The sequence below is a fragment of the Klebsiella indica genome (assembly GCF_005860775.1).
Lineage (GTDB): Bacteria > Pseudomonadota > Gammaproteobacteria > Enterobacterales > Enterobacteriaceae > Klebsiella > Klebsiella indica.
Genome location: NZ_VCHQ01000017.1, coordinates 52,170 through 78,321, shown reverse-complemented (window position 1 = coordinate 78,321; position 26,152 = coordinate 52,170). Strand labels below are relative to the sequence as shown.

The following is a 26,152-nucleotide window of genomic DNA, read 5'->3' as shown; positions in this document are numbered from 1 at the left end:
GAATCGTGTTTAAAATGGGCGATAAGACAAGTTAATAACGCTTATAAATATTGTTTTTTTCGGTTAGAATATCATCGTTAATATTGATGCCAGGCAAGCCAGACAGCGGTTGTGATATTATTAATATATTGTTATTGCAGGTTTTTGTTTGTGTTGTTGAGTGCCGACATCAGTTTGGATGTTTGTGGTGCGTAAAAGGATGAGCGTTGAGGGTTATTTTTGCGCCGCGTCACAGTAAACGGCGTCAGCGTAATTAAACGCGCCAGGGTGTATCACAAAATATTACTCAGCGATTCCGTGCATTTGCGGCTGATGAGTGCTTTCAAAAGCAATACAGGCACGGACGGCGTTTCGAGCCCGGAGCGTACACGTAATACTCGTACGTGGGATTATTCGCTTCGCTCACCTTCAGGGCCGCACTGGTGTGCGTTCAACATCGAACGCATTTTGTTTGAGCGCTGTCCGAGTCAAAATGGCAAGTGAAACAGCCCTGTGGGCCAGGCGCTCAGTCGCCTGTAAGTGAAGCCAATATGATAAATGAAAATCGCCCGATACTAAATTTAGACCTCGATCTGTTAAGAACCTTTGTTGCTGTCGCCGATCTCAACACATTTGCCGCTGCGGCTACTGCAGTACGCCGTACCCAGTCGGCAGTAAGCCAGCAAATGCAGAGGCTGGAGCAGCTGGTTGGAAAAGAGCTCTTTGCTCGTCATGGGCGCAATAAACTTCTGACGGAACAGGGCATTCAGCTACTGGGATACGCGCGGAAAATTCTGCGTTTTAATGATGAAGCCTGCATGTCGCTGATGTTCGGTAGTTTGCAGGGAACGCTCACGATCGGCGCATCTGATGAGACGGCGGAGACTATTTTGCCTTTCTTGTTGAACCGAATCGGCAGTTTTTATCCCAGGCTGACTCTCGAAATCAAAGCGCTCAATCATGTTGATGTTGAAAAGAGGCTGGCGAACGGGGCAATCGATCTTGCGTTGACCACCCGGCAGACAAGCGGTTATGAACAGATAAGGTTACGTACATCACCAACGTTATGGTACTGCGCAGCCGATTATATCCTGCCACAGGGCGAGTCTGTACCGCTGGTCCTGACCGATACGCCTGACACGCTCCGTGAAGCAATGATTACCGCCCTCAATGCCGCCCGGATCCCCTGGCATCTTGCCCACGCGGCGTCCTCAATCGCCGGCGTGAAAGCGGCGGTGAAAGCGGGTCTTGGCGTGACCGCGCAACCGGTAGAGATGATGGGGAGAGAGTTTCGGGTGCCCGGTAAGAGCGAAGGGTTACCCGGGCTGCCGGACACGCACTATATGCTGAGCTGTTATCCTCAGAAGGTCAGTGAGTTGGCGCGCGTCATTTTTCAGTCACTGAGCGCAGAACATCAACCGTGGTCTGTGCAGCGCGTTTATACCCCGGAAGGGGGAGAAGATCATCCCCTGTTTCATGAAGGGGAAAGTCCGACAAAAGGCACGAAATCTGGTAACAAAATGTAAGTGCGAAAAAGAACCACAAATGTGCGAAATGAACGCAGTGGTTCTTTTTTTCAATTTTTTTTGATGAATTACATGTTTTATTGGTTGTTTTTGATTGAAATCATACGGTTAATCTTCCTGTTCATCGTTTCGCCTCAATTTTTTCTGCACGTTTAATACTTCCTGCTAATGTTAAAAAACCGGATAGTTTGTTGCCGTTTTTTTGATTGAATTAACAAAACCGTGTCATAGATCAAGAAAATACCCCTACTTAGGGGGATGAATCGTGGCTAAATCCTGTCAAAATAGGCGGGTAATTTTGATTTACGGCGGAAACGGACACGATTCACCAGCACTAAATCCCTTCGATATGCAAGGCTACTTAGCAGAAAAGGGCATTTAATGTTAATGAAAAGAATCCAATGTAAATTAATGTTGTGAAAACTTTTGTTAAAGTTGACAAAAGGTTAACGAAAGGGGTAAAAAGCCACCGCAATTGGCCTTCCACATCAACAATCAAGGACGCTTTTTGCACGGCTATTTTTTTATTCCTCCCTGTGAAACGCTGTGGCGTTCATCTGCCGGTAAGAGCAGAGGGTTTTAGCGCTACACTTTTTTGGTTAAGCAATGCGTATGTCAACATCCACTGAAGTTATCGCTCATCATTGGGCATTCGCTATATTTCTCATTATTGCTATTGGTCTGTGCTGCCTGATGCTGGTTGGCGGCTGGTACCTCGGCGGACGCGCGCGGGCGCGTAGCAAAAACACGCCGTTTGAATCGGGGATCGACTCCGTTGGTTCTGCTCGCTTACGCCTTTCTGCGAAGTTTTATCTGGTAGCCATGTTCTTTGTCATCTTCGACGTGGAAGCCCTGTATCTCTACGCATGGTCGACTTCTATCCGTGAAAGCGGCTGGGTTGGCTTTGTGGAAGCCGCCATTTTCATTTTAGTGCTACTGGCTGGTCTGGTTTACCTCGTTCGTATCGGCGCACTGGACTGGACGCCTGCGCGTTCCCGTCGCACGCTGGTTAACCCGGAAACAGGCAGTCCCACTAACCGTCATACGCAGTAAAAGCGAGGCAATAAGATGGATTATACGCTCACCCGCATCGATCCTAACGGTGAGAACGACCGTTACCCCCTGCAAAAACAGGAGATCGTAACCGACCCCCTGGAGCAAGAAGTCAATAAAAGCGTGTATATGGGCAAACTCGAACACGCGTTGCATGACATGGTGAACTGGGGCCGTAAGAACTCAATCTGGCCTTACAACTTTGGCCTTTCTTGCTGCTACGTGGAAATGGTGACGTCATTCACTGCGGTGCATGACGTTGCGCGTTTTGGCGCAGAAGTATTGCGCGCCTCCCCGCGTCAGGCGGACCTGATGGTGGTGGCCGGGACCTGCTTTACCAAAATGGCCCCGGTCATTCAGCGCCTTTATGACCAGATGCTGGAGCCGAAGTGGGTTATCTCAATGGGCGCATGCGCCAACTCCGGCGGTATGTACGATATCTATTCCGTTGTGCAGGGCGTGGATAAATTTATTCCGGTTGATGTTTATATCCCGGGCTGTCCACCGCGTCCGGAGGCTTATATGCAGGCGCTGATGCTGCTACAGGAATCCATTGGTAAAGAACGTCGCCCGCTTTCGTGGGTGGTTGGCGATCAGGGCGTCTACCGCGCCAATATGCAATCGGAACGTGAGCGTAAACGCGGCGAACGTATTGCAGTGACCAATCTGCGGACGCCGGACGAGATTTAACTTGCGCCTGCGGGCGGGATAGCAACTTCGCAAATCAATCTACAACAGCGCGAAGCCTCGCCAGCAGTCACCACGGACCTTTTGCAATGGTGAACAATATGACCGATTTAACCGCGCATGACGCCGCACCAGCCTGGCAAACCCGCGATCACCTTGATGACCCGGTGATTGGCGAACTGCGCAATCGTTTTGGGCCGGATGCCTTTACCGTTCAGCCAACCCGCACCGGCGTCCCGGTCGTTTGGGTGAAGCGCGAACAACTGCTTGAGGTGGGTGATTTCCTGAAGAAATTACCGAAACCTTACGTAATGCTGTTTGACCTGCACGGCATGGACGAGCGACTGCGCACGCACCGTGACGGCCTGCCCGCCGCGGATTTTTCTGTTTTCTACCACCTGATCTCAATAGAGCGCAATCGCGACATCATGCTCAAGGTGGCCTTGTCTGAAAACGATTTGCATCTGCCGACGTTTACCAGGCTGTTCCCTAACGCCAACTGGTATGAACGGGAAACCTGGGAGATGTTTGGCGTGACCTTCGATGGTCACCCGAACCTGCGTCGCATCATGATGCCGCCGACCTGGGAAGGCCACCCGCTGCGCAAAGACTACCCGGCGCGCGCGACCGAATTCGATCCGTTTGAGCTGACCAAAGCCAAACAGGATCTGGAAATGGAAGCGCTGACGTTTAAGCCGGAAGAGTGGGGCATGAAGCGCGGGACCGAAAACGAGGACTTTATGTTCCTTAACCTCGGCCCGAACCACCCCTCCGCGCATGGCGCGTTCCGCATTATCCTGCAACTTGATGGCGAAGAGATCGTCGACTGCGTACCGGACATTGGCTACCATCATCGTGGCGCGGAGAAAATGGGCGAGCGCCAGTCATGGCACAGCTACATTCCGTATACCGACCGTATTGAATACCTCGGCGGCTGCGTTAACGAAATGCCGTACGTGCTGGCGGTAGAAAAACTGGCGGGGATCACCGTGCCGGACCGTGTTAACGTGATTCGCGTCATGCTTTCCGAACTGTTCCGTATCAACAGCCACTTGCTGTATATCTCTACCTTTATTCAGGACGTCGGGGCGATGACCCCGGTGTTCTTTGCCTTTACTGACCGCCAGAAAATTTACGACCTGGTGGAAGCGATTACCGGCTTCCGTATGCACCCGGCCTGGTTCCGTATCGGCGGCGTCGCGCACGACCTGCCGCGCGGCTGGGATCGTCTGCTGCGTGAATTCCTGGAGTGGATGCCGAAGCGTCTGGACGCTTACGAGAAAGCCGCGCTGCGTAACACGATCCTGATTGGCCGTTCGAAAGGGGTTGCCGCCTACACCGCAAAAGAAGCGCTGGAGTGGGGCACCACCGGCGCTGGCCTGCGCGCTACCGGTATTGGTTTCGACGTACGTAAATGGCGTCCGTATTCTGGCTATGAAAACTTCGACTTTGAAATCCCGACCGGCGGCGGCGTTTCCGACTGCTACACCCGCGTGATGCTGAAAGTGGAAGAGCTGCGCCAGAGCCTGCGCATTCTCCAGCAGTGCCTCGACAACATGCCGGAAGGCCCGTTCAAAGCGGATCATCCGCTGACCACGCCGCCGCCGAAAGAGCGCACGCTGCAGCATATCGAAACCCTGATTACGCACTTCCTGCAGGTTTCCTGGGGCCCGGTGATGCCGGCCAACGAATCCTTCCAGATGATAGAGGCGACAAAAGGGATTAACAGTTACTACCTGACCAGCGATGGCAGCACCATGAGCTATCGTACCCGTATCCGCACGCCGAGCTATGCGCACCTGCAGCAGATCCCGGCGGCCATTCGCGGCAGCCTGGTATCCGACCTGATCGTCTATCTGGGTAGTATCGATTTTGTAATGTCAGACGTGGACCGCTAATTATGCACGAGAATCAACAACCACAAACTGAGGCTTTTGAGCTGAGTGCGGCAGAGCGTGAGGCGATTGAGCACGAAAAGCACCACTATGAAGACCCGCGCGCGGCGTCCATTGAAGCGCTGAAAATTGTGCAAAAGCAGCGCGGCTGGGTGCCGGATGGCGCAATCTACGCGATCGCCGATGTGCTGGGGATCCCGGCAAGCGATGTCGAAGGTGTGGCGACGTTCTATAGCCAGATTTTCCGCCAGCCGGTGGGGCGTCATGTGATCCGCTACTGCGACAGCGTGGTGTGCCACATTACCGGCTTCCAGGGGATTCAGTCGGCAATTGAGAAGACGCTGGACATCAAACCGGGTCAAACCACCTTTGATGGCCGTTTCACTCTGCTGCCGACCTGCTGCCTGGGCAACTGCGACAAGGGGCCGACCATGATGATTGATGAGGACACTCACAGTTATTTGACGCCGGAAGCGATTCCTGACCTCCTGGAGCGGTATAAATGAAAAACGTTATTCGTACTGCCGAAACCCATCCGTTAACCTGGCGTCTGCGCGACGACAAACAGCCGGTCTGGCTGGATGAATATCAGAGTAAAAACGGCTACGCCGGGGCGCGTAAAGCGCTCTCCGGGATGGCGCCTGATGAAATCGTCACCGCGGTAAAAGACGCCGGTCTGAAAGGGCGCGGCGGTGCGGGCTTCTCCACCGGTCTGAAGTGGAGCCTGATGCCGAAAGACGAGTCCATGAACATCCGCTACCTGCTGTGTAACGCCGATGAAATGGAGCCGGGCACCTATAAAGACCGTTTGCTGATGGAACAACTGCCGCACCTGCTGGTGGAAGGGATGCTGATCTCCGCGTTCGCGCTGAAAGCGTACCGTGGCTACATCTTCCTGCGTGGCGAATATATTGAAGCGGCGGTGCATCTGCGCCGGGCGATTGCCGAAGCGACCGAAGCCGGTCTGTTGGGCAAAAACATTCTCGGCACCGGCTTTAACTTCGAACTGTTTGTCCATACCGGGGCAGGGCGCTATATCTGCGGCGAAGAAACCGCGCTAATTAACTCCCTCGAAGGCCGCCGCGCCAATCCGCGCTCTAAACCGCCGTTCCCGGCAAGCTCCGGGGTATGGGGCAAACCGACCTGCGTCAACAACGTGGAAACGCTGTGTAACGTTCCGGCGATCCTCGCGAACGGCGTGGAGTGGTATCAGAACATCTCGAAGAGCAAGGATGCGGGCACCAAGCTGATGGGCTTCTCCGGTCGCGTGAAAAATCCGGGCGTCTGGGAACTGCCGTTCGGCACCACCGCGCGTGAAATTCTTGAAGATTACGCTGGCGGCATGCGTGATGGCCTGAAATTTAAAGCCTGGCAGCCTGGCGGCGCGGGGACCGATTTCCTGACTGAAGCGCATCTCGACCTGCCGATGGAATTTGAAAGTATCGGTAAAGCGGGTAGCCGTCTGGGGACGTCGCTGGCGATGGCCGTTGACCACGAGATCAACATGGTGTCGTTGGTGCGTAACCTGGAAGAGTTTTTCGCCCGTGAGTCCTGCGGCTGGTGTACGCCGTGCCGCGACGGGCTGCCCTGGAGCGTGAAAATCCTCCGTGCGCTGGAGCGCGGCGAAGGCCAGCCGGGAGATATTGAGACACTTGAGCAATTGTGTCGGTTCCTCGGGCCGGGAAAAACCTTCTGCGCGCACGCGCCGGGCGCGGTTGAGCCGCTGCAGAGCGCGATTAAATATTTCCGCGAAGAATTCGAAGCTGGCATTAAACAGCAGTTCAGCAATACCCATGCAATCAACGGGATTCAGCCGAATCTGCTTAAGACGCGCTGGTGATTTTAACCCCTCACCCTAACCCTCTCCCCTCAGAAGTAGAGGGTTAGGGCCAGAGCCGCAGTCGTTTTTCTCCCTCTTTTGCAGAGGGGAGGGTGAATGAACCGGAACCGCTTTCTCTCTCGCCCCTTTGGGGAGAGGGTCGGGGTGAGGGGAAGAATTTTGATTAACGCTCGGTCTCGGCTGAGCCAACTGGAAGCATGCTAATGGCTACGATTCATGTAGACGGCAAAGAATACGAGGTTAACGGGGCGGACAACCTGCTGGAAGCTTGTCTCTCTCTGGGCCTTGATATTCCCTACTTTTGCTGGCATCCGGCGCTGGGAAGCGTTGGTGCTTGCCGCCAGTGTGCGGTGAAGCAATATCAAAACGCGGAAGACACGCGTGGCCGCCTGGTGATGTCCTGTATGACACCGGCATCCGATGGCACTTTTATTTCCATCGACGACGCAGAAGCGAAACAGTTCCGCGAAAGCGTAGTTGAGTGGCTAATGACCAACCATCCGCATGACTGCCCGGTCTGCGAAGAGGGCGGCAACTGCCACTTACAGGATATGACCGTGATGACCGGTCATAGCTTCCGTCGCTACCGCTTCACCAAGCGTACTCATCGCAATCAGGATCTGGGGCCGTTTATTTCGCATGAAATGAACCGCTGCATTGCCTGCTATCGCTGCGTGCGTTACTACAAAGATTATGCCGATGGCACCGACCTCGGCGTGTATGGCGCGCATGACAACGTCTACTTTGGCCGTCCGGAAGACGGTGTGCTGGAAAGCGAATTCTCCGGCAACCTGGTGGAAGTGTGCCCGACCGGCGTCTTCACTGATAAAACGCACTCCGAGCGCTATAACCGTAAATGGGACATGCAGTTTGCGCCAAGCATCTGTCAGCAGTGTTCCATCGGCTGCAACATCAGCCCCGGCGAGCGCTACGGTGAACTGCGCCGTATCGAAAACCGTTATAACGGCACCGTTAATCGCTATTTCCTCTGTGACCGCGGTCGTTTCGGCTATGGTTATGTGAACCTGAAAGATCGCCCGCGTCAGCCGGTTCAGCGTCGCGGCGACGATCTGATTGCCCTCAACGCCGAGCAGGCGATGCAGGGGGCGGCGGATATTCTGCGTCAGTCGAAAAAGGTTATCGGTATTGGTTCCCCGCGTGCCAGTATCGAGAGCAACTTCGCGCTGCGCGAGCTGGTGGGCGCCGATAACTTCTATACCGGTATCGCAAAGGGCGAACAAGAACGCCTGCAGATGATGCTGAAAGTGCTGCGCGAAGGCGGTATCCATACTCCGGCGCTGCGCGAAATTGAATCCTACGACGCGGTGCTGATTCTTGGGGAAGATATTACCCAGACCGGCGCGCGTATCGCCCTGGCGGTGCGTCAGGCGGTTAAAGGCAAAGCGCGTGAAATGGCGGCGGCGCAAAAAGTCGCCGACTGGCAGATCGCCGCGATCCTTAACATCGGTCAACGGGCGAAGCATCCGCTGTTCGTCACCAATATTGATGATACCCGTCTTGATGATATCGCCGCCTGGACCTACCGCGCGCCGGTGGAAGATCAGGCGCGTCTCGGTTTTGCCATCGCCCACGAGCTGGACGACAGCGCACCGGCGGTAGAGGGGATGAGCAGTGAGCTGAAAGGCAAAATCGACGTTATCGTTCAGGCATTAGCCGGGGCGAAAAAGCCGCTGATTATCTCCGGAACTAACGCTGGCAGCATTGAGATTATCCAGGCGGCGGCAAACGTCGCGAAAGCCCTGAAGGGGCGCGGCGCGGATGTCGGCGTTACCATGGTGGCTCGCGCGGTGAACAGCGTTGGCCTCGGGATGATCGGCGGCGGCTCGCTTGATGAGGCGCTGAGCGAACTGGAGACCGGCGCTGCTGATGCGGTTATCGTGCTGGAAAACGACCTGCACCGCCACGCTTCCGCCGCCCGTGTTGATGCGGCGCTGGCGAAAGCGCCGCTGGTGATGGTGGTTGACCACCAGCGCACAGCGATTATGGAAAACGCGCACCTCGTGCTCTCCGCGGCAAGCTTCGCCGAAAGCGATGGCACGGTGGTTAACAATGAAGGCCGTGCTCAGCGCTTCTTCCAGGTTTACGACCCGGCTTACTATGATGCGAAAACCGTGATGCTGGAAAGCTGGCGCTGGCTGCATTCATTGTACAGCACCGTTAACAACCGTCAGGTTGACTGGACGCAGCTGGACCATGTCATTGACGCCGCGATTGCCGCCTTACCGCAGCTGGCGGGTATTAAAGACGCCGCGCCGGATGCGACCTTCCGCATTCGTGGGCAGAAGCTGGCGCGTGAACCGCACCGCTACAGCGGTCGTACCGCGATGCGCGCTAACATCAGCGTTCATGAGCCGCGTCAGCCGCAGGATAAAGACACCATGTTCGCCTTCTCAATGGAAGGGAACAACCAGCCGGGCGCGCCGCGTTCGCAGATTCCGTTTGCCTGGGCGCCAGGCTGGAACTCCCCACAGGCGTGGAACAAATTCCAGGATGAAGTGGGCGGTAAACTGCGTCATGGCGATCCGGGGGTGCGTCTGATTGAAGCTTCCGCCAGCGGTCTGGCGTACTTTACTAACATACCGGCAGGCTTCCAGGCTGAAGAAGGGAAGTGGCGTATCGCGCCTTATTACCACCTGTTCGGCAGTGACGAAATGTCGCAGCGCTCTCCGGTATTCCAGAGCCGGATGCCACAGCCGTACATCAAGCTTAATCCGGCGGACGCCGCGAAGCTTGGCGTTAATGACGGTGCAACGGTCTCCTTCAGCGTTGATGGTCAGACGCTCCGCCTGCCGCTGGTTATTTCGGCGGGGCTGACGGCGGGTCAGGTTGGCTTACCGATGGGCATGCCAGGGATTGCGCCGGTACTGACCGGCGCGTGTATTGATACTCTGCAGGAGGCGAAAGCATGAGTTGGTTAACTCCCGATCTCATCGACATTCTGTTAAGCATCCTCAAAGCGGTGGTGATTCTGCTGGTAGTGGTTACCTGCGGCGCGTTTATGAGTTTTGGCGAGCGTCGTCTGCTGGGCCTGTTCCAGAACCGTTATGGGCCAAACCGCGTGGGCTGGGGCGGTTCGCTGCAGCTCGTCGCCGATATGATCAAGATGTTCTTTAAAGAGGACTGGGTTCCGCGCTTCTCGGATCGCGTGATCTTTACTCTGGCGCCGGTTATCGCCTTTACCTCGCTGCTGCTGGCCTTTGCGATTGTGCCGGTCAGCCCGAGCTGGGTTGTCGCTGACCTGAACATCGGCATTCTGTTCTTCCTGATGATGGCCGGGCTGGCGGTCTATGCGGTGCTGTTCGCCGGTTGGTCGAGCAACAACAAATACTCCCTGCTCGGCGCGATGCGTGCTTCTGCCCAGACCCTGAGCTATGAAGTGTTCCTCGGGCTTTCCCTGATGGGCGTGGTGGCGCAGGCGGGGTCGTTCAATATGACCGATATCGTCAATAACCAGGCGCATTTGTGGAACATCATCCCGCAGTTCTTTGGCTTCGTAACCTTTGCGATTGCGGGCGTGGCGGTGTGTCACCGTCACCCGTTTGACCAGCCGGAAGCGGAACAGGAACTGGCCGATGGTTACCACATCGAATATTCCGGCATGAAGTTCGGTCTGTTCTTCGTCGGTGAATATATCGGAATTGTTACCGTATCGGCGCTGATCGTGACGCTGTTCTTCGGCGGCTGGAATGGCCCATGGTTACCTCCTTTCATCTGGTTCGCGCTGAAAACCGCGTTCTTTATGATGATGTTCATTTTGATCCGCGCATCATTACCGCGTCCCCGTTATGACCAGGTAATGTCCTTTGGCTGGAAGGTATGCCTGCCGTTAACGCTGATCAACTTGTTGGTAACGGCGGCTGTCATTCTCTGGCAGGCGCAATAAGGGGTGAATTGACCATGACCTTAAAAGAATTATTGGTAGGGTTTGGCACCCAGGTCCGCAGTATCTGCATGATCGGGATGCACGCCTTTGCCAAACGTGAAACTCAGATGTACCCGGAGGAGCCGGTATATCTGCCGCCGCGCTACCGTGGCCGCATTGTGTTAACGCGCGATCCGGACGGCGAAGAGCGCTGCGTTGCCTGTAACCTGTGTGCGGTAGCCTGTCCGGTAGGCTGTATCTCGCTGCAAAAAGCAGAGATGAAAGATGGCCGCTGGTATCCGGAATTTTTCCGTATCAACTTCTCACGCTGCATTTTCTGCGGCCTGTGCGAAGAAGCGTGCCCGACCACGGCGATTCAGTTGACCCCGGATTTTGAACTGGGCGAATACAAGCGTCAGGATCTGGTGTACGAGAAAGAGGATCTGCTGATTTCCGGCCCGGGCAAATACCCGGAATATAACTTCTACCGGATGGCGGGTATGGCAATCGACGGCAAAGATAAAGGCGAAGCAGAGAACGAAGCTAAGCCTATCGACGTCAAAAGCCTGTTACCGTAAGGAGAGGGTAATGGAATTCGCTTTTTATATCTGTGGCCTGATAGCCATCCTCGCGACCTTGCGGGTGATCACCCACACCAATCCGGTGCATGCGCTGCTGTACCTGATCATTTCTCTGCTGGCGATAGCCGGGGTGTTCTTCTCGCTGGGGGCGTATTTCGCTGGCGCGCTGGAAATTATCGTCTACGCCGGAGCCATTATGGTGCTGTTCGTGTTTGTGGTGATGATGCTCAACCTGGGCGGTAGCGAAATCGAGCAGGAGCGTCAGTGGCTGAAGCCGGGGATCTGGATTGGCCCGGCCATTCTTTCTGCGGTGTTGCTGGCGGTGATTGTCTACGCCATCCTCGGCCTGAACGATCAGGGTATCGACGGCGTGGCGATTAACGCCAAAGAGGTGGGTGTTGCGCTGTTTGGACCGTATGTTCTGGCGGTGGAACTGGCCTCCATGCTGCTGCTGGCGGGCCTGGTCGTCGCCTTCCATATTGGCCGCGAAGAGCGCGCCGGGGAAGTGCTGAGCAACCGTCCGAACGACAGCGATAAAAGAAAAACGGAGGAACACGCATGATCCCTTTAACACATGGATTGATCCTCGCCGCTATCCTGTTTGTCCTCGGGCTGACGGGGCTGGTTATCCGCCGCAATTTGCTGTTTATGCTGATTAGCCTGGAGATCATGATCAATGCCGCCGCGCTGGCCTTCGTGGTTGCCGGAAGCTACTGGGGCCAGACTGATGGTCAGATAATGTATATTCTCGCCATCACCCTCGCCGCCGCAGAAGCGAGTATCGGCCTGGCGCTGCTGCTGCAGCTCCATCGTCGTCGCCAGAATCTGAACATCGATTCAGTAAGTGAGTTGCGTGGATGAATATGCTTGCCTTAACCATTATTTTGCCATTGATTGGCTTTGTCCTGCTGGCGTTCTCCCGCGGTCGTTGGTCGGAAAATCTATCCGCTACGGTGGGCGTGGGCTCGGTAGGTCTGGCGGCGCTGGTCACGGTGTTCGTCGGCGTCGACTTCTTTGCTAACGGTAAACAGGCGATCAGCGTGCCGCTGTGGACCTGGATGTCGGTGGGCGATTTCAACATTGGTTTTAACCTGGTGCTGGATGGTCTCTCTCTGACCATGCTTTCCGTGGTGACCGGCGTCGGCTTCCTGATCCACATGTTCGCCTCATGGTATATGCGTGGTGAAGAGGGCTACTCCCGTTTCTTCGCTTACACTAACCTGTTTATCGCCAGCATGGTGGTGCTGGTGCTTGCCGATAACCTGCTGCTGATGTATCTCGGCTGGGAAGGCGTGGGCCTGTGCTCCTATCTGCTGATCGGTTTCTACTACACCGATCCGAAGAATGGCGCGGCGGCGATGAAAGCGTTTGTGGTCACGCGTATCGGCGACGTATTCCTCGCTTTTGCGCTGTTCATTCTTTACAACGAACTGGGTACCCTGAACTTCCGTGAAATGGTCGAGCTGGCGCCTCAGCACTTCGCCGCGGGCAACAATATGCTGTGGTGGGCAACGCTGATGCTGCTGGGCGGCGCGGTAGGTAAATCCGCGCAGCTGCCGTTGCAGACCTGGCTTGCCGACGCGATGGCGGGCCCGACGCCGGTCTCCGCGCTGATCCACGCCGCAACCATGGTGACTGCCGGTGTCTACCTGATTGCCCGTACTCACGGCCTGTTCCTGATGACCCCGGAAGTGTTGCATCTGGTGGGGATTGTTGGGGCGGTTACGCTGGTGCTGGCCGGTTTCGCCGCGCTGGTGCAGACCGACATCAAACGTGTACTCGCTTACTCCACCATGAGCCAGATTGGCTACATGTTCCTCGCGCTTGGCGTGCAGGCGTGGGATGCGGCGATTTTCCATCTGATGACCCATGCGTTCTTTAAAGCGCTGCTGTTCCTCTCTTCCGGCTCGGTGATTCTCGCCTGCCACCATGAGCAGAACATCTTTAAGATGGGCGGTTTGCGGAAGTCTATTCCGCTGGTGTACGTCTGCTTCCTGGTGGGGGGCGCGGCGTTGTCTGCGTTGCCGCTGGTGACCGCGGGCTTCTTCAGTAAGGATGAAATTCTGGCAGGCGCGATGGCTAACGGTCATATCAACCTGATGCTTGCCGGTCTGGTCGGGGCATTTTTTACCTCGCTGTATACCTTCCGTATGATTTTCATCGTGTTCCACGGTAAAGAACAAATTCACGCGCATGCAGGGAAGGGAATTACCCATCATCTGCCGCTGATTGTGCTGCTGGTGCTTTCAACCTTCGTTGGCGCGCTGATTGTACCGCCGTTGCAGGGGGTTCTGCCGCAGACCAGCGAACTTGAGCATAGCCGTGTAATGACGCTGGAAATAACCTCTGGCGTTGTCGCGATTGCCGGCATCCTGATTGCCGCCTGGCTGTGGCTGGGTAAACGCACGCTGGTGACCTCGCTTGCCAATAGCGCCCCGGGCCGTCTGCTCGGAACCTGGTGGTACAACGCCTGGGGCTTCGACTGGCTGTATGACAACGTGTTCGTGAAGCCGTTCCTTGGCGTGGCGTGGCTGCTGAAGAGCGATCCGCTGAATGCGTTGATGAACATTCCGGCGATTCTGTCCCGTTTCGCAGGCAAAGGCCTGGTGGTGAGCGAGAACGGCTATCTGCGCTGGTATGTGGCTTCCATGAGCATCGGTGCGGTTGTGGTGCTGGCGCTGTTGATGGTATTGCGTTGAGTTTGTTGGCTGGATGAACGATTGCCGGATGGCGTTGTGCTTATCCGGCCTGCAAGCCCAAAAATAATTTTTAGAATTCGTTGAAAATCTGTTCCTGAAGTACAGGTGTCATCGGCGAAGTCAGACCGAAGACCGCCAGCGCAGAGCGACCGGAGCGTACAAAAGTACGTGAGGATTGCGAGCACTGCCGGGATTCGGGCTGGTGAGCGAGATAGCCTGAGCAGGAGTAAATATAAGGGACATACTTAGCTATGTTATTACCTTGGTTAATACTCATCCCCTTTATCGGCGGCTTTCTGTGCTGGCAGTCCGAACGCTTTGGCGTGAAGATGCCGCGCTGGATCGCGCTGATCACCATGGGATTGACGCTGGTGCTCGGTCTGCTGCTGTGGATGCAGGGCGGCTATTCTCTGACACAATCCACCGGTATTCCGCAATGGCAGTCTGAGTTCGTGCTGCCGTGGATCCCGCGCTTCGGTATTAGCATCCATCTGGCTATCGATGGTCTGTCGCTACTGATGGTGGTGCTCACCGGTTTGCTGGGCGTGCTGGCGGTACTTTGCTCCTGGAAAGAGATTGAAAAATATCAGGGCTTTTTTCACCTGAACCTGATGTGGATTCTGGGCGGCGTGATCGGCGTGTTCCTCGCCATCGACCTGTTCCTGTTCTTCTTCTTCTGGGAAATGATGCTGGTGCCGATGTACTTCCTGATCGCGCTGTGGGGCCATAAAGCCTCTGACGGCAAAACGCGTATCACGGCGGCCACCAAGTTCTTCATCTATACCCAGGCGAGCGGTCTGATCATGCTGATCGCCATCCTGGCGCTGGCGTTTGTCCACTTCAATGCGACCGGCGTCTGGACGTTCAACTACGAAGATCTGCTGAAGACGCCAATGTCGCACGGGGTGGAATACCTGCTGATGCTGGGCTTCTTTATCGCCTTCGCGGTAAAAATGCCGGTGGTTCCGCTACATGGCTGGTTGCCGGACGCGCACTCCCAGGCGCCGACAGCGGGTTCTGTTGATCTGGCCGGTATTTTGTTGAAAACCGCGGCTTACGGTCTGCTGCGCTTCTCTTTGCCGCTGTTCCCCAACGCGTCCGCCGAGTTTGCCCCCATCGCAATGTGGCTGGGCGTCATCGGTATTTTCTACGGCGCATGGATGGCATTCGCGCAAACCGATATCAAGCGTCTGATTGCCTACACCTCTGTTTCCCATATGGGCTTTGTGCTGATCGCGATCTATACCGGTAGCCAGCTGGCTTATCAGGGCGCGGTGATTCAGATGATTGCCCACGGTCTTTCCGCTGCCGGTCTGTTTATTCTCTGTGGTCAGTTGTACGAACGTCTGCATACTCGCGATATGCGTCTGATGGGCGGCCTGTGGAGCAAAATTAAGTGGTTACCGGCGCTGTCGATGTTCTTTGCCGTCGCGACGCTCGGGATGCCGGGTACCGGTAACTTCGTCGGCGAATTTATGATTCTGTTCGGCAGCTATAAAGCCGTGCCGATGATTACCGTTATTTCTACCTTTGGTCTGGTGTTCGCGTCGGTTTACTCGCTGGCGATGCTGCATCGCGCCTACTTTGGCAAAGCAAAAAGCGAAATCGCCGCCAAAACGTTGCCGGGGATGTCCCTGCGTGAATTGTCTATCATCCTGCTGCTGGTGGTTCTGCTGGTGTTGCTGGGCTTCTTCCCGCAGCCGATTCTGGATACCTCGCACTCTGCGATGAGCAACATTCAGCAGTGGTTTGTTAATTCTGTTTCTACTACAAGGCCGTAATTCGCCATGACAATAACTCCACAACAACTGATCGCACTGCTACCGCTGCTGATCGTCGGCTTGACGGTGGTGGTTGTGATGCTCTCCATTGCGTGGCGACGCAATCATTTCCTCAATGCCACGCTGTCGGTTCTCGGCCTGAACGCCGCGCTGATTTCACTTTGGTTCGTGGGTCAGAACGGCGCGATGGACGTCACGCCGCTGATTCGTGTTGACGGTTACGCCATGCTCTATTCCGGGCTGGTGCTGCTGGCCAGTCTGGCGACCTGTACCTTTGCTTATCCGTGGCTTGAGGGGTACAAGGACAATAAAGAAGAGTTCTATCTGCTGGTGCTGATTGCCGCAATGGGCGGTATTCTGCTGGCGGGCGCCAATCATCTGGCGTCCCTGTTCCTCGGTATCGAACTGATTTCGCTGCCGCTGTTCGGTCTTGTCGGCTATGCCTTCCGCCAGAAACGCTCGCTGGAAGCCAGTATCAAATATACCATTTTGTCTGCCGTTGCCTCTTCGTTCCTGCTGTTCGGTATGGCGCTGGTGTATGCGAACTCTGGCAACCTGTCGTTTCTTGCCCTTGGTAAGAGCCTGGCGGACAACGCTCTGCATGAGCCGCTGTTGCTGGCAGGGCTGGGTCTGATGATCGTTGGTCTCGGCTTCAAACTGTCGCTGGTGCCGTTCCATTTGTGGACGCCGGACGTATACCAGGGGGCGCCTGCGCCGGTATCAACCTTTCTGGCGACCGCCAGCAAGATTGCCATTTTCGGCGTGGTGATGCGTCTGTTCCTCTATATGCCGGTGGGCAATAGCGAAGCGGTGCGCATGGTACTGGGTCTTATCGCGTTCGCGTCCATTATCTTCGGTAACCTGATGGCGCTCAGTCAGACCAATATTAAACGTCTGCTTGGCTACTCTTCCATTTCCCATCTTGGCTACCTGCTGGTGGTGATGATTGCCCTGCAGAGCGGCGAGATGTCGATGGAAGCGGTAGGCGTGTATCTGGCCGGTTATCTGTTCAGCAGCCTCGGCGCGTTCGGCGTGGTGAGTCTGATGTCCAGCCCGTACCGTGGGCCGGATGCGGATTCGCTCTATTCCTATCGTGGCCTGTTCTGGCATCGTCCGATTCTGTCGGCGGTGATGACGGTGATGATGCTGTCTCTCGCCGGTATTCCGATGACGCTGGGCTTTATCGGTAAATTCTACGTGCTGGCGGTCGGTGTGCATGCGCACCTGTGGTGGCTGGTGGGCGCGGTGGTTGTTGGGTCTGCAATCGGCCTCTACTACTATCTACGCGTGGCGGTGAGCCTCTATCTGAGTGCACCGGAGACACTGAATCGCGATGCGCCATCCGACTGGCAGTACAGCGCCGGAGGCATCGTGGTGCTGATCTCCGCGCTGCTGGTACTGGTGCTAGGCGTATGGCCGCAGCCGCTGATTAGCATTGTGCAACTGGCGATGCCGCTGATGTAATTTGCCTGCTCAATGGTAAAGGATCGCTTCGGCGATCCTTTAAATCGGATGATAACCTGTAGTAGGTTTTGTGCTCGCCTTATTCATCTCACTTTGCGTTTTTTACTCCCTGATTTCTATTTATCAATAACGGACAAATTTATTTAATAAGTGTCCGCTGTTTTTTTACAAAGTGAATCGGGTAATGAAAACTATTATTTCGCTATAAATAGGGTTTTGTGAGGGGTAATAATAGTGTGATGTGCGATTAATTCGGATTTTGGCTTGTGGAAATATCCAGAGTGAGAATATTTATATGAAAAATAAGAATGCGGGGTTTATACTAGTCTGATAAATGAGATAGATATGTTATATTTATCGGGGGGATAACTATAATGTTGATAAATAAATTTAAACGTAATTTATACATAAAATAAATCTAAAAAACTAAAGATATAAATATTCATGATATTTAATGTGATTTACCCGAAGTAAAGCAGCGAATATTCCTAAGCACGAATTGACAATATTAAAATCTGTCGATAGCATGGCGCCAGTTTGATACGGATAACGACTTGAATATTATATCCATTTAATGGAGTGATATTCTTTGTATTATTAATATCAAGCACAAATGAAAGGATGCGCACGGTATTGCGCTTTTACGTTAATACATTGACTGCATTAACTGTATTGAAAAGGATAAATCATGAATAAAACATTACTTGCTACTATGGTTGCTGGTTGCGCGGTGTTCTCTGGTGCTGCGTTTGCAGTAGACGGTCAGGTGAAGTTTACCGGTGCTGTCATCGATGCGGGCTGTGACGTGGTCAACAATATGGCTAACCCGCTGGAAGTGCTGATGGGGCAGGTTCCCAAGACGCAGTTTACCGGCGTTGGCTCGACTGCCGCAGAACAACGCTTCGCTATTAAGTTAGAAAACTGCCCGAATACGGTGACTAAAGCATCGGTAATATTCTCTGGCGATAACGTTGGCGGCGACGACAGCAAACTGAAACTGACTGGAGCAGGTTCTTCTGGCGTCGCGTCCGGTGTAGCCCTGCAGCTGGTTGATGGCAGCACCAACGCGACCCTGCCGCTGTATTCCCGTTCGACCAGTCTGGATATTCCGGGTTCCGGTGATATCGATCTGCCGTTCCGTGTGCGTTATATCCAGACTGAGAGCACCGTTACTGCTGGTACCGCTGACGGCGCTGCGAACTTCACTATCAGTTACAACTGATTCCCGTCTATTTGACCGTGCAGCGAGCCGAATACGGCTCGCTTTTCCAGGGAGCAGGAGATGAAACGATACCTCAACGTGCTGATGGCTGGATGGCTGTTAGTCGGTTCTGCGGCATATGCGGGCGTCGTCACCGGCGGTACTCGTCTGATTTATCACGGTGGCAAAAAAGAGGCCTCTCTCAGCGTAACGAATAATGATGCTACACCATATCTTATTCAAAGCTGGGTAGAGGCGAATAACGGCTCTTCGCCCTTTCTGTTAACCCCGCCATTATTTCGCCTGGAGGGTGAACAGCAGACCCGTCTGCGGGTGATTTATAGCGGCGGGTTACCAGAAAATAAAGAAAGTATGTTCTGGATGAATATCAAAGCGATTCCATCCTCTCAGGCTAAAGAGGGCGCCAATACCTTACAGATCGCCATTAAAACGCGCATCAAATTAATTTATCGGCCGAAATCCGTTGCGGGAACGCCAGAAATGGTGACGGAGCAGCTGCGCTGGACGCGCAGCGGCAATACGCTGCAGGTTACTAACCCCACCGGATTTTATATGAATTTCGCTGAGGTAAAGATTGGTGGCGCAGAAGTCAAAGACGCTAATTGGGTGGCGCCGGGAGAAACGGCGCGCTTTGAACTACCGCGCGGTAGCGCAGGCACTTTGCGCTGGAAATTGATTAATGATTACGGAGGAATTGGCGCACCGCACAGCGCTGATTTATAAAGGCCGTCAGGCCAGGGAGTTCCAGAGAGAATGACAAATAACCATAATAAATGGCAGCTAAATCAGATAGCTGTAGCTCTGGTCGTTGCTTTACTACCGTGGTGTGATGATGCGCTGGCGCGGGATGTATTTAACCCGGCCTTGCTGGAAATAGACGGCCCGCAGACGGGCATCACGGATCTATCGGCCTATGAGCGTGTTGGAGGGCAGCAGCCGGGAACCTACCGGGTAGATATTTACCTCAACAATGTCTTTATGGATACCCGGGACGTGGCTTTTCAACAGCGCGACGCTCAGGGAGCAATCGAATTGCAGCCCTGTTTGAACGTTGAGGAGCTTGCCGTGTGGGGTGTGCGCGTTGCGCAGTTTCCTGAACTGGGCCGCAAATCGGCGGACTGTGCGGATTTGGGCGTAATACCGCAGGCAAAAGCCGATTTCCGTTTTAGCCAGCAGCGCCTGTTATTAAGCTTCCCTCAGGCGGCGGTTGCCAGCGCCGCGCGGGGATGGGTCGATCCGAAACGGTGGGATGACGGGGTGATGGCGCTCCTGCTGAATTACTCTTTGAGCGGGGCGAATAACTGGTCGCGTAAAGATCATACGCCCGACAGCGACAGCCAGTACGTTAATCTGCGTCCCGGCATCAATATCGGGCCGTGGCGTTTACGCAATTACACGACGTGGAACCGCAGCAGCAGCGGCGAGGTGTCACATAGCAGTTGGGATACGGTTTATACCTATGCGCAGCGCAATATTACCGCTCTGAAAGGCGTGTTGACGCTGGGTGACAGCAACACCGATGCCGATGTTTTCGAAGGCATTCCTTTCCGTGGGGCGATGCTCGCGTCCGATGACGATATGCTACCGGAAAGCCTGCGCGGATATGCGCCTGTCGTTCGTGGCATCGCCCGGACGAATGCCCAGGTCACGATTCGTCAGAACGGCTATGAGATTTACCAGTCCTACGTCTCTCCCGGCACGTTTGAAATCACCGATATGTATCCAACCGGCGGCTCGGGCGATTTATCGGTCACCATCAAAGAGTCTGATGGCAGCGAGCAGCACCTGGTGGTGCCCTATGCATCGCTTCCCGTACTTCAGCGTGAAGGCCGTCTGAAATACAGCCTTACCTCCGGCGTATACCGCGCCTATGACAATAGCATTGATCAGACGCCTCTAAGCCAGGCCACGGCGATTTACGGTCTGCCCTGGGGAGCGACCCTTTACGGTGGGGGGCAATTTAGCCGCAAATATCAGGCGCTGGCGCTGGGGATGGGGAAAAACCTCGGCGCGATCGGCGCCGTCTCAGCGGATGTCACCCAGGCGTGGTCGAAGCAGCGGAATCAAGACCGGGAGAGCGGGCAGTCGCTACGGGTCCGCTATAGCAAGGATCTGCCGGGCATGGGAACCAACGTGACGCTGGCGGGATATCGCTATGCGACCAGTGGCTACTGGGATATGCAGGAGGTACTGAATACCTATCAGGATAATCGCGATAGCGCTTCGAGCGAACGGCGGCGTAACCGCGGAGAAGCGACGCTCAGCCAGAGCCTCGGCGACGAAATAGGGTCGCTGTCGCTGAGCTATGTCCATGAGGATTACTGGTCCACCGGGCGTACGATGGAATCCGTTGGCGTCAGTTACAACAATAGCTGGCGTGGTATTAGCTATAGCCTGAACTACAGCTATAACCGCAATACCACCGATCGGAGTAGCGGAAAACGTAATGACGAAGATCATCTGTTCGCGCTCAGTATTAGCGTACCGCTCGGTGAATGGCTACCTAAGCCAGTTTATGCAAATTACGCGTTGAACAGCAGCAAAAATGGTTCTACCAGCAATACGCTGGGGCTGTCCGGCACGCTGCTGGAGCGTAATAACCTGAGCTGGAGCGTGCAGGAAGGCTATACCAGCCAGGGAAGAGGCGAGAGCGGCAGCATCAACGCGGACTGGCGCGCAACCTATGCTGAACTGACCGGCGGCTACAGCCATGACAAATACAACCATCGCCTGAACTACTCCCTGCGCGGCGGGGTACTGGTACATGAAAACGGCCTGACGCTGGGCCAGCCTTTTGGCGAAACGGTGGCTTTAATTAAGGCCCCTGGCGCCGCGGGCGTCGGCGTAAACAACCAGACCGGCGTCAGGACCGACTGGCGCGGCTATACCGTGGTGCCTTACGCCTCGCCTTATCGCAAAAATACGCTGACCCTTGATACCAGCACCATGCCGGATGATGTCGAGCTTGCGTTAACCACCCAGACGGTGGTGCCGACTCGCGGCGCGGTGGTTCGCGCAAATTATGTTACCAGCGTAGGCAATCGGGTGCTGATGACGATACGCCGGGAGAATGGTCAGCCCTTGCCTTTTGGCGCAATGGTAAGCGTGACAGGTGCCGCAGCACCAGCGCAAGCTTTTATCGTTGGTGATGGCGGGCAGGTCTATCTGACCGGGCTGGCACCTGATGGCGAACTTAATGTGAAATGGGGGGCTGGCGCACAAGAGCGCTGTCGGGTCCCGTATGCGTTGCCGTCAGGCAAAACCCTAACCGGTATTATTGTCGCCCAGGGGCTATGCCGCTAATCGAAAGGATGCAGAGACAATGAAACGATTTTCAGGAATATTGGCGGGTCTGGCGGCGCTGATGATATCGCCGCAGGCGATGGCGGGAAATGGCTGGTGCCAGAATAATAGCGGTGCTCCATTTCAGGACAGCTTTTCGTTTGTTCAAACGTTCACCGACCCTTTGCAAAATCAGGCCGGCAGGTTGTTTAACCGTTTGTACGGGTGGAATACCGGGGGAACATACCTGACAACATGTGATTGCAAATATTCCGCTACTCTGCGGGTTAAAGCGACGATACCGGGCCTGACTCAGACCCAGACCCGCAACGGACTCAATTTCTATCGACTTAATGAATACCTCGAAATTGCCAGCGAGATATATTTAGCGGGGTATCAAAATCAATTTTTTCCTACCCCGGTTAATAATCAGGGTTTTGATGTTATTGTATGTGGTGCAAATGGTACATATTTTGATGCCGGCTCGCGAGGATATATATCACTCTATTTTACCCGACCTTTTGTCGGCCAGGTGACGATCCCTCAGACGGTTGTTCTTAATGTTTACGGTTCGACGAAATCGGGAAGCTATAGCTCGATTCCAATGACGCAGATATCAATGAGCGGTACGGTGACGGTACCGCAATCCTGTGAAATTAATACCGGTCAGCCGATTCACGTCGATTTTGGCGATATTGCGGCCAACAACTTTAAAACAGCGGGCCAGATGCCGACGGGTTTCACTCCGCATACGGTAAATATGACGCTGGCCTGTACCAATATTTCCAACAAGGTAAAAATCGCCCTTTCATTTCAGGGGGCAGCGGATAACCATGACAACTCTGCGCTGGCCACCAGCAATAATGACATTGGCGTACGGATCGAAAATATTACCGGAACCAAAATCCCTGTTCTTTCAGGATTGTTACCGGTCAATATGAACTACTCTGCCCAGATCGGCGAAACAACCATGAAAATCTATCCGATTAATACTACCGGCAATTTGCCCGCAGGCGGCGGATTTACGGCCACGGCAACCATTCAGGCTGAAATTCAATAACAGGAGCAAATAATGAAAAAGGCGCTATGGCTGGCATTGTTACTACCTGTTTGTGCATCATGGGGAGGCGTCCCCCTGTATGTGAAAGGTAATATTTATTTTCTTCCCTGTAATGTGAGCACCGACACAAAATATCAGGAGGTGGATTTTGGTACGTTTCTGAAAAGTGATTTTCAGACGCCCGGTACCGCTTCAGAATGGAAAACATTTAATCTGAAGGTGGAAAACTGCCCGCCAGGAACAACAAAAGCGACGGTGAAGTTTGACGGCATAACGGATAGCGATGATGCCACGCATTTCGCCAATCAGGCGGCCAGTAATCCGGCGCAGAATATTGCGCTGCAAGTAACCAACGCCGGGCATACGATAACCTACAAAAATCAGGACCAGATGACGATTGATATTAACAGTGGCAACGCGACGGGCGTCTTTCCGCTGGCGGCACGCTTATATTCAACCCAGGGGGCGGTGACGGCCGGTAGATTTGAGTCTGTAGTACAGCTGACATTCACCTGGCAGTAACTTTAGAGCCTATCTCATTAGGACTATTTTGCTTGTCATTTTGAACCTGGGCAGTGCTCAGAATCCTCACGTACTAGGTGTACGCTCCGGTTCTTCCGCGCTGGCCGTGTTCAAACTGTCTGTGCCAATAACGCCTGGTGGGATAGGCTCTTAATATCTATAGCCGCCATACTTGAGGTTGCAGGTGCGTTGGTAATAGCCCGACCCACATCCCCTAATGCCGTTCACTTAAGCCAATCATCGGTGTTGTCTTTTGTTTTATTTGTCAGCGGCAATCGCATTATTGGTGGTTATGGCGAATATGGCGCATTTTTCATTTTCGCCCATTCAGATTCCGTGGTCTGTTCCGTTCACGATAAATACGCGGATAGTCGTTATATCCACAGCGTGTGAACGGGCAGGGGGACGTTTCGCCCGTCCCCCTGCACCCCCGGCATGGCGCTGAAAACCTGCCGCTGCGCGGTCCGCTCCACTCCGGCTTCATCTGGCGGACCGGGCGGGACTCGACGTCCCTGTCTCGACCCGCCCTCTGGCCGCCGTCCTGGCGGCCAGTCCTGGATGCGCGCCTGCGTTCTCGCCAGGTTTCCTTGATGCGCCCAACCCCCATGCGGTGAGTCCGTTATTCGTCAGTGGCTTTTCAGAGGCTGAAAGTCATAAAAAAATTATATCCTTTATATTTCAGCCCGTATCAGCTCAGTTAGTGAATCAACCGAATCAGATTTTCGTTTAAACCACCGATTAACAGAACCACTCAGCCAGCCATAAACGCAACTGACAACTCTTAACTGACAAGCATTAGGCCCACATCCCCGGGCCTCGTTCTTGTGGGCGCTGCGCACCTCAGCCGCTGGCTGTGGGGTTCCCGGCGTCGCCGCGTTATTCCCGTTTTTATTCCACTATTTCCTCTATTTCCACTATTCCACGGTATAGGTCAGAAAATCTTCCGCCAGTAGGGTGGACGGGAAGACTTCCCGACACTCAGCCAGCAGGCGCTGACAGCCCTCGGCGTCATAGCGCGAGCTGAAATGCGTGGCGATAAGCGTACCGACGCCCGCATCTCGTGCCAGCGCAGCCGTTTGCTGGCTGGATGAATGCCCGCGGCTGTTAGCCTTTTCCGCCATCGCCTGTTCGAGGGTGACCTCATGAACCATGACGTCCACGCCGCGCGCCAGCGCCAGCGCTTCTGTGCAGGGAGCGGTATCGCCGAAAATCGCCAGCTTTTTACCCGGCGTGGCCGGACCGAGATAGCGGCTGCCGTCAATGACCCTGCCATCTGCCAGTTCAACCGTTAATCCCTGTTTTAAACGCTGAAACATCGGGCCGGGGGGCATGCCATCGGCGATAAGCCTGGCGGCATCAAGCGTGCCTGGCTTATCGTGCTGCTCGATACGATAGCCGTAGCACTCAACCGGATGGTTTAGCGGCCAGGCAGTAACCCGGTAGCCTGCTTCATCAAAAACCACGCCTTTCTCAACTTCGACAACGGTAAGCGGATAATCGGTCCATGAACCGCTAAGACGTAGCGTGGTTTCCACAAACTCTTTCAGCCCCTCAGGCCCGTACAACGTCAGCGGCAGCGAATTTCCCTGCATCGAGCGGCTACAAAGCAGACCGGGGAGGCCGAACAGATGGTCGCCATGTAAATGGGTGATAAAAATCTTATTCAGTTTGCCAGGATGATAAGGGGTATGCAGAAACTGATGCTGAGTTCCTTCTCCGCAGTCGAACAGCCACATCTCAGCCGTTGTCGGCTGTTGCAAATTCAGCACCATAGACGTCATATTACGTGTACGGGTGGGCACGCCAGCGGATGTTCCCAAAAATAGTAATTCCATCGTCCGGTGTCCTTAGGGCGAGAGTCAAAAAACAGAGTATACCTGCCATTATTCAGGTTGCATGTGCGTTGGTTGCGGAGTGTCCGGGTGAAACGATATCAAGTAAGGAACGATAAATGATGATATGGCAGGATCTACACCACGCTGAACTGACCGTTCCACAGCTCTATGCTGTGTTGAAGCTACGCTGTACGGTGTTCGTTGTCGAACAAAACTGCGCTTATCTGGATGTCGATGGCGACGATCTGGTGGGAGAAAACCGTCATCTTCTCGGCTGGCGCGACGGCGAACTGGTGGCCTACGCGCGCATTCTCAAGAGCGATGATGAGTTTGAACCAGTGGTGATTGGCCGGGTGATCGTCAGCCCGGCGGCGCGCGGCCAGAATCTCGGCTATCAGTTGATGGAACTGGCGCTGGCCTGTTGCCGCCAGCACTGGCCGCAAAAGGCGATTTATCTGGGGGCTCAGGCCCACCTGCAAAAATTCTACGCCAGCTTTGGTTTTGTACCGGTTACTGAGGTTTACGATGAGGACGGCATCGAACATATCGGCATGGCGCGTGAAATCGTCGCCGTCTAACGAGCCGCAGTCAAACGTGGCTTCCTCATTGTAGGTACTGCTATTCATTGTGTTACCCCGTATAATATAGGGCCTTTATTCTGTGGCGGTTTGCGCGTTGTTTGTTTCCCTCTACCGGAAAGTTTATATAGCTGTCTGGCCGACGATTTTCCGCCAGCCGCCACACTCTCAACGGCGTTTACCTTTTGGTGGCCTTTAACCTGCGGCGGGTATACGGGTTAAAGGCCATCATTTGTTGTTTTTGCGCCTCTTGGTGTTCGCTGGG

21 protein-coding genes are annotated in these 26,152 nt (G+C 54.4%); 20 read left to right on the top strand and 1 reads right to left on the bottom strand.

Annotated features, from left to right (window positions below):
- The first annotated feature begins 530 nt into the window (after positions 1–530).
- The 19 genes from FE839_RS13760 to FE839_RS13665 all read left to right on the top strand — a co-directional run bounded on the left by FE839_RS13760 (position 531) and on the right by FE839_RS13665 (position 23,474).
- The gene (locus FE839_RS13760) at positions 531–1,505 is read left to right on the top strand and encodes a LysR family transcriptional regulator (protein WP_138361373.1); all 975 of its coding nucleotides are present in this window, start codon (positions 531–533) and stop codon (positions 1,503–1,505) included.
- A gap of 606 nt (positions 1,506–2,111) precedes the next feature.
- A complete protein-coding gene (nuoA, locus tag FE839_RS13750) occupies positions 2,112–2,558 on the top strand; it encodes an NADH-quinone oxidoreductase subunit NuoA (protein WP_138361371.1) in 447 nt (148 codons plus the stop codon).
- A gap of 15 nt (positions 2,559–2,573) precedes the next feature.
- Positions 2,574–3,248, top strand: a complete 675-nt coding sequence (nuoB, locus tag FE839_RS13745) for an NADH-quinone oxidoreductase subunit NuoB (protein ID WP_002913178.1) — start codon at positions 2,574–2,576, stop codon at positions 3,246–3,248.
- 86 nt (positions 3,249–3,334) lie between these two features.
- Positions 3,335–5,143, top strand: coding sequence for an NADH-quinone oxidoreductase subunit C/D (gene nuoC / locus FE839_RS13740; RefSeq protein ID WP_138361370.1), 1,809 nt, complete (start codon positions 3,335–3,337; stop codon positions 5,141–5,143).
- 2 nt (positions 5,144–5,145) lie between these two features.
- Entirely contained in the window at positions 5,146–5,646 is a 501-nt protein-coding gene (gene nuoE, locus FE839_RS13735; protein WP_138361369.1) for an NADH-quinone oxidoreductase subunit NuoE, read from the top strand.
- Positions 5,643–6,980 carry an NADH-quinone oxidoreductase subunit NuoF gene (gene nuoF, locus FE839_RS13730; RefSeq protein WP_138361368.1) on the top strand — a complete coding sequence of 446 codons (1,338 nt, stop codon included), beginning with the start codon at positions 5,643–5,645 and terminating at the stop codon, positions 6,978–6,980. Before nuoE ends, nuoF begins: the two co-directional genes overlap by 4 nt.
- A gap of 203 nt (positions 6,981–7,183) precedes the next feature.
- Complete coding sequence (nuoG, locus tag FE839_RS13725; protein WP_138361367.1) at positions 7,184–9,910, top strand: NADH-quinone oxidoreductase subunit NuoG; 2,727 nt, start codon at positions 7,184–7,186, stop codon at positions 9,908–9,910.
- A complete protein-coding gene (gene nuoH / locus FE839_RS13720) occupies positions 9,907–10,884 on the top strand; it encodes an NADH-quinone oxidoreductase subunit NuoH (RefSeq protein ID WP_138361366.1) in 978 nt (325 codons plus the stop codon). Before nuoG ends, nuoH begins: the two co-directional genes overlap by 4 nt.
- Positions 10,885–10,898: 14 nt before the next feature.
- Positions 10,899–11,441 carry an NADH-quinone oxidoreductase subunit NuoI gene (gene nuoI / locus FE839_RS13715; protein WP_138361365.1) on the top strand — a complete coding sequence of 181 codons (543 nt, stop codon included), beginning with the start codon at positions 10,899–10,901 and terminating at the stop codon, positions 11,439–11,441.
- 10 nt (positions 11,442–11,451) lie between these two features.
- Positions 11,452–12,006, top strand: coding sequence for an NADH-quinone oxidoreductase subunit J (nuoJ, locus tag FE839_RS13710; RefSeq protein WP_138361364.1), 555 nt, complete (start codon positions 11,452–11,454; stop codon positions 12,004–12,006).
- The gene (gene nuoK / locus FE839_RS13705) at positions 12,003–12,305 is read left to right on the top strand and encodes an NADH-quinone oxidoreductase subunit NuoK (RefSeq protein ID WP_138361363.1); all 303 of its coding nucleotides are present in this window, start codon (positions 12,003–12,005) and stop codon (positions 12,303–12,305) included. The genes nuoJ and nuoK overlap by 4 nt, the downstream gene beginning before the upstream one ends.
- Positions 12,302–14,143: an NADH-quinone oxidoreductase subunit L gene (gene nuoL, locus FE839_RS13700; RefSeq protein ID WP_138361362.1), complete on the top strand. Its 1,842-nt coding sequence runs from the start codon at positions 12,302–12,304 to the stop codon at positions 14,141–14,143. The genes nuoK and nuoL overlap by 4 nt, the downstream gene beginning before the upstream one ends.
- 251 nt (positions 14,144–14,394) lie before the next feature.
- Positions 14,395–15,924, top strand: coding sequence for an NADH-quinone oxidoreductase subunit M (gene nuoM / locus FE839_RS13695; protein WP_138361361.1), 1,530 nt, complete (start codon positions 14,395–14,397; stop codon positions 15,922–15,924).
- 6 nt (positions 15,925–15,930) lie between these two features.
- Positions 15,931–17,388, top strand: coding sequence for an NADH-quinone oxidoreductase subunit NuoN (gene nuoN, locus FE839_RS13690; RefSeq protein ID WP_138361360.1), 1,458 nt, complete (start codon positions 15,931–15,933; stop codon positions 17,386–17,388).
- A gap of 688 nt (positions 17,389–18,076) precedes the next feature.
- On the top strand, positions 18,077–18,610 hold the full coding sequence (locus tag FE839_RS13685; protein WP_138361359.1) for a fimbrial protein: 534 nt from the start codon (positions 18,077–18,079) through the stop codon (positions 18,608–18,610).
- A gap of 60 nt (positions 18,611–18,670) precedes the next feature.
- Positions 18,671–19,333, top strand: coding sequence for a fimbrial biogenesis chaperone (locus FE839_RS13680; RefSeq protein ID WP_138361358.1), 663 nt, complete (start codon positions 18,671–18,673; stop codon positions 19,331–19,333).
- A gap of 30 nt (positions 19,334–19,363) precedes the next feature.
- Positions 19,364–21,913 (top strand): fimbria/pilus outer membrane usher protein, encoded by a 2,550-nt coding sequence (locus FE839_RS13675; RefSeq protein WP_138361357.1) that lies wholly within the window; start codon positions 19,364–19,366, stop codon positions 21,911–21,913.
- A 19-nt stretch (positions 21,914–21,932) separates the two neighbouring features.
- Positions 21,933–22,952: a fimbrial protein gene (locus FE839_RS13670; RefSeq protein ID WP_138361356.1), complete on the top strand. Its 1,020-nt coding sequence runs from the start codon at positions 21,933–21,935 to the stop codon at positions 22,950–22,952.
- Positions 22,953–22,964: 12 nt separating this feature from the next.
- Positions 22,965–23,474, top strand: a complete 510-nt coding sequence (locus tag FE839_RS13665; protein WP_138361355.1) for a fimbrial protein — start codon at positions 22,965–22,967, stop codon at positions 23,472–23,474.
- A 914-nt stretch (positions 23,475–24,388) separates the two neighbouring features.
- Here FE839_RS13665 and rnz read toward each other — a convergent pair.
- Positions 24,389–25,309, bottom strand: a complete 921-nt coding sequence (gene rnz, locus FE839_RS13660) for a ribonuclease Z (protein ID WP_138361354.1) — start codon at positions 25,307–25,309, stop codon at positions 24,389–24,391.
- Positions 25,310–25,425: 116 nt separating this feature from the next.
- Here rnz and FE839_RS13655 point away from each other — a divergent pair, with 116 nt between their 5' ends.
- Positions 25,426–25,887 carry a GNAT family N-acetyltransferase gene (locus FE839_RS13655; protein WP_138361353.1) on the top strand — a complete coding sequence of 154 codons (462 nt, stop codon included), beginning with the start codon at positions 25,426–25,428 and terminating at the stop codon, positions 25,885–25,887.
- Positions 25,888–26,152 lie beyond the last annotated feature (265 nt).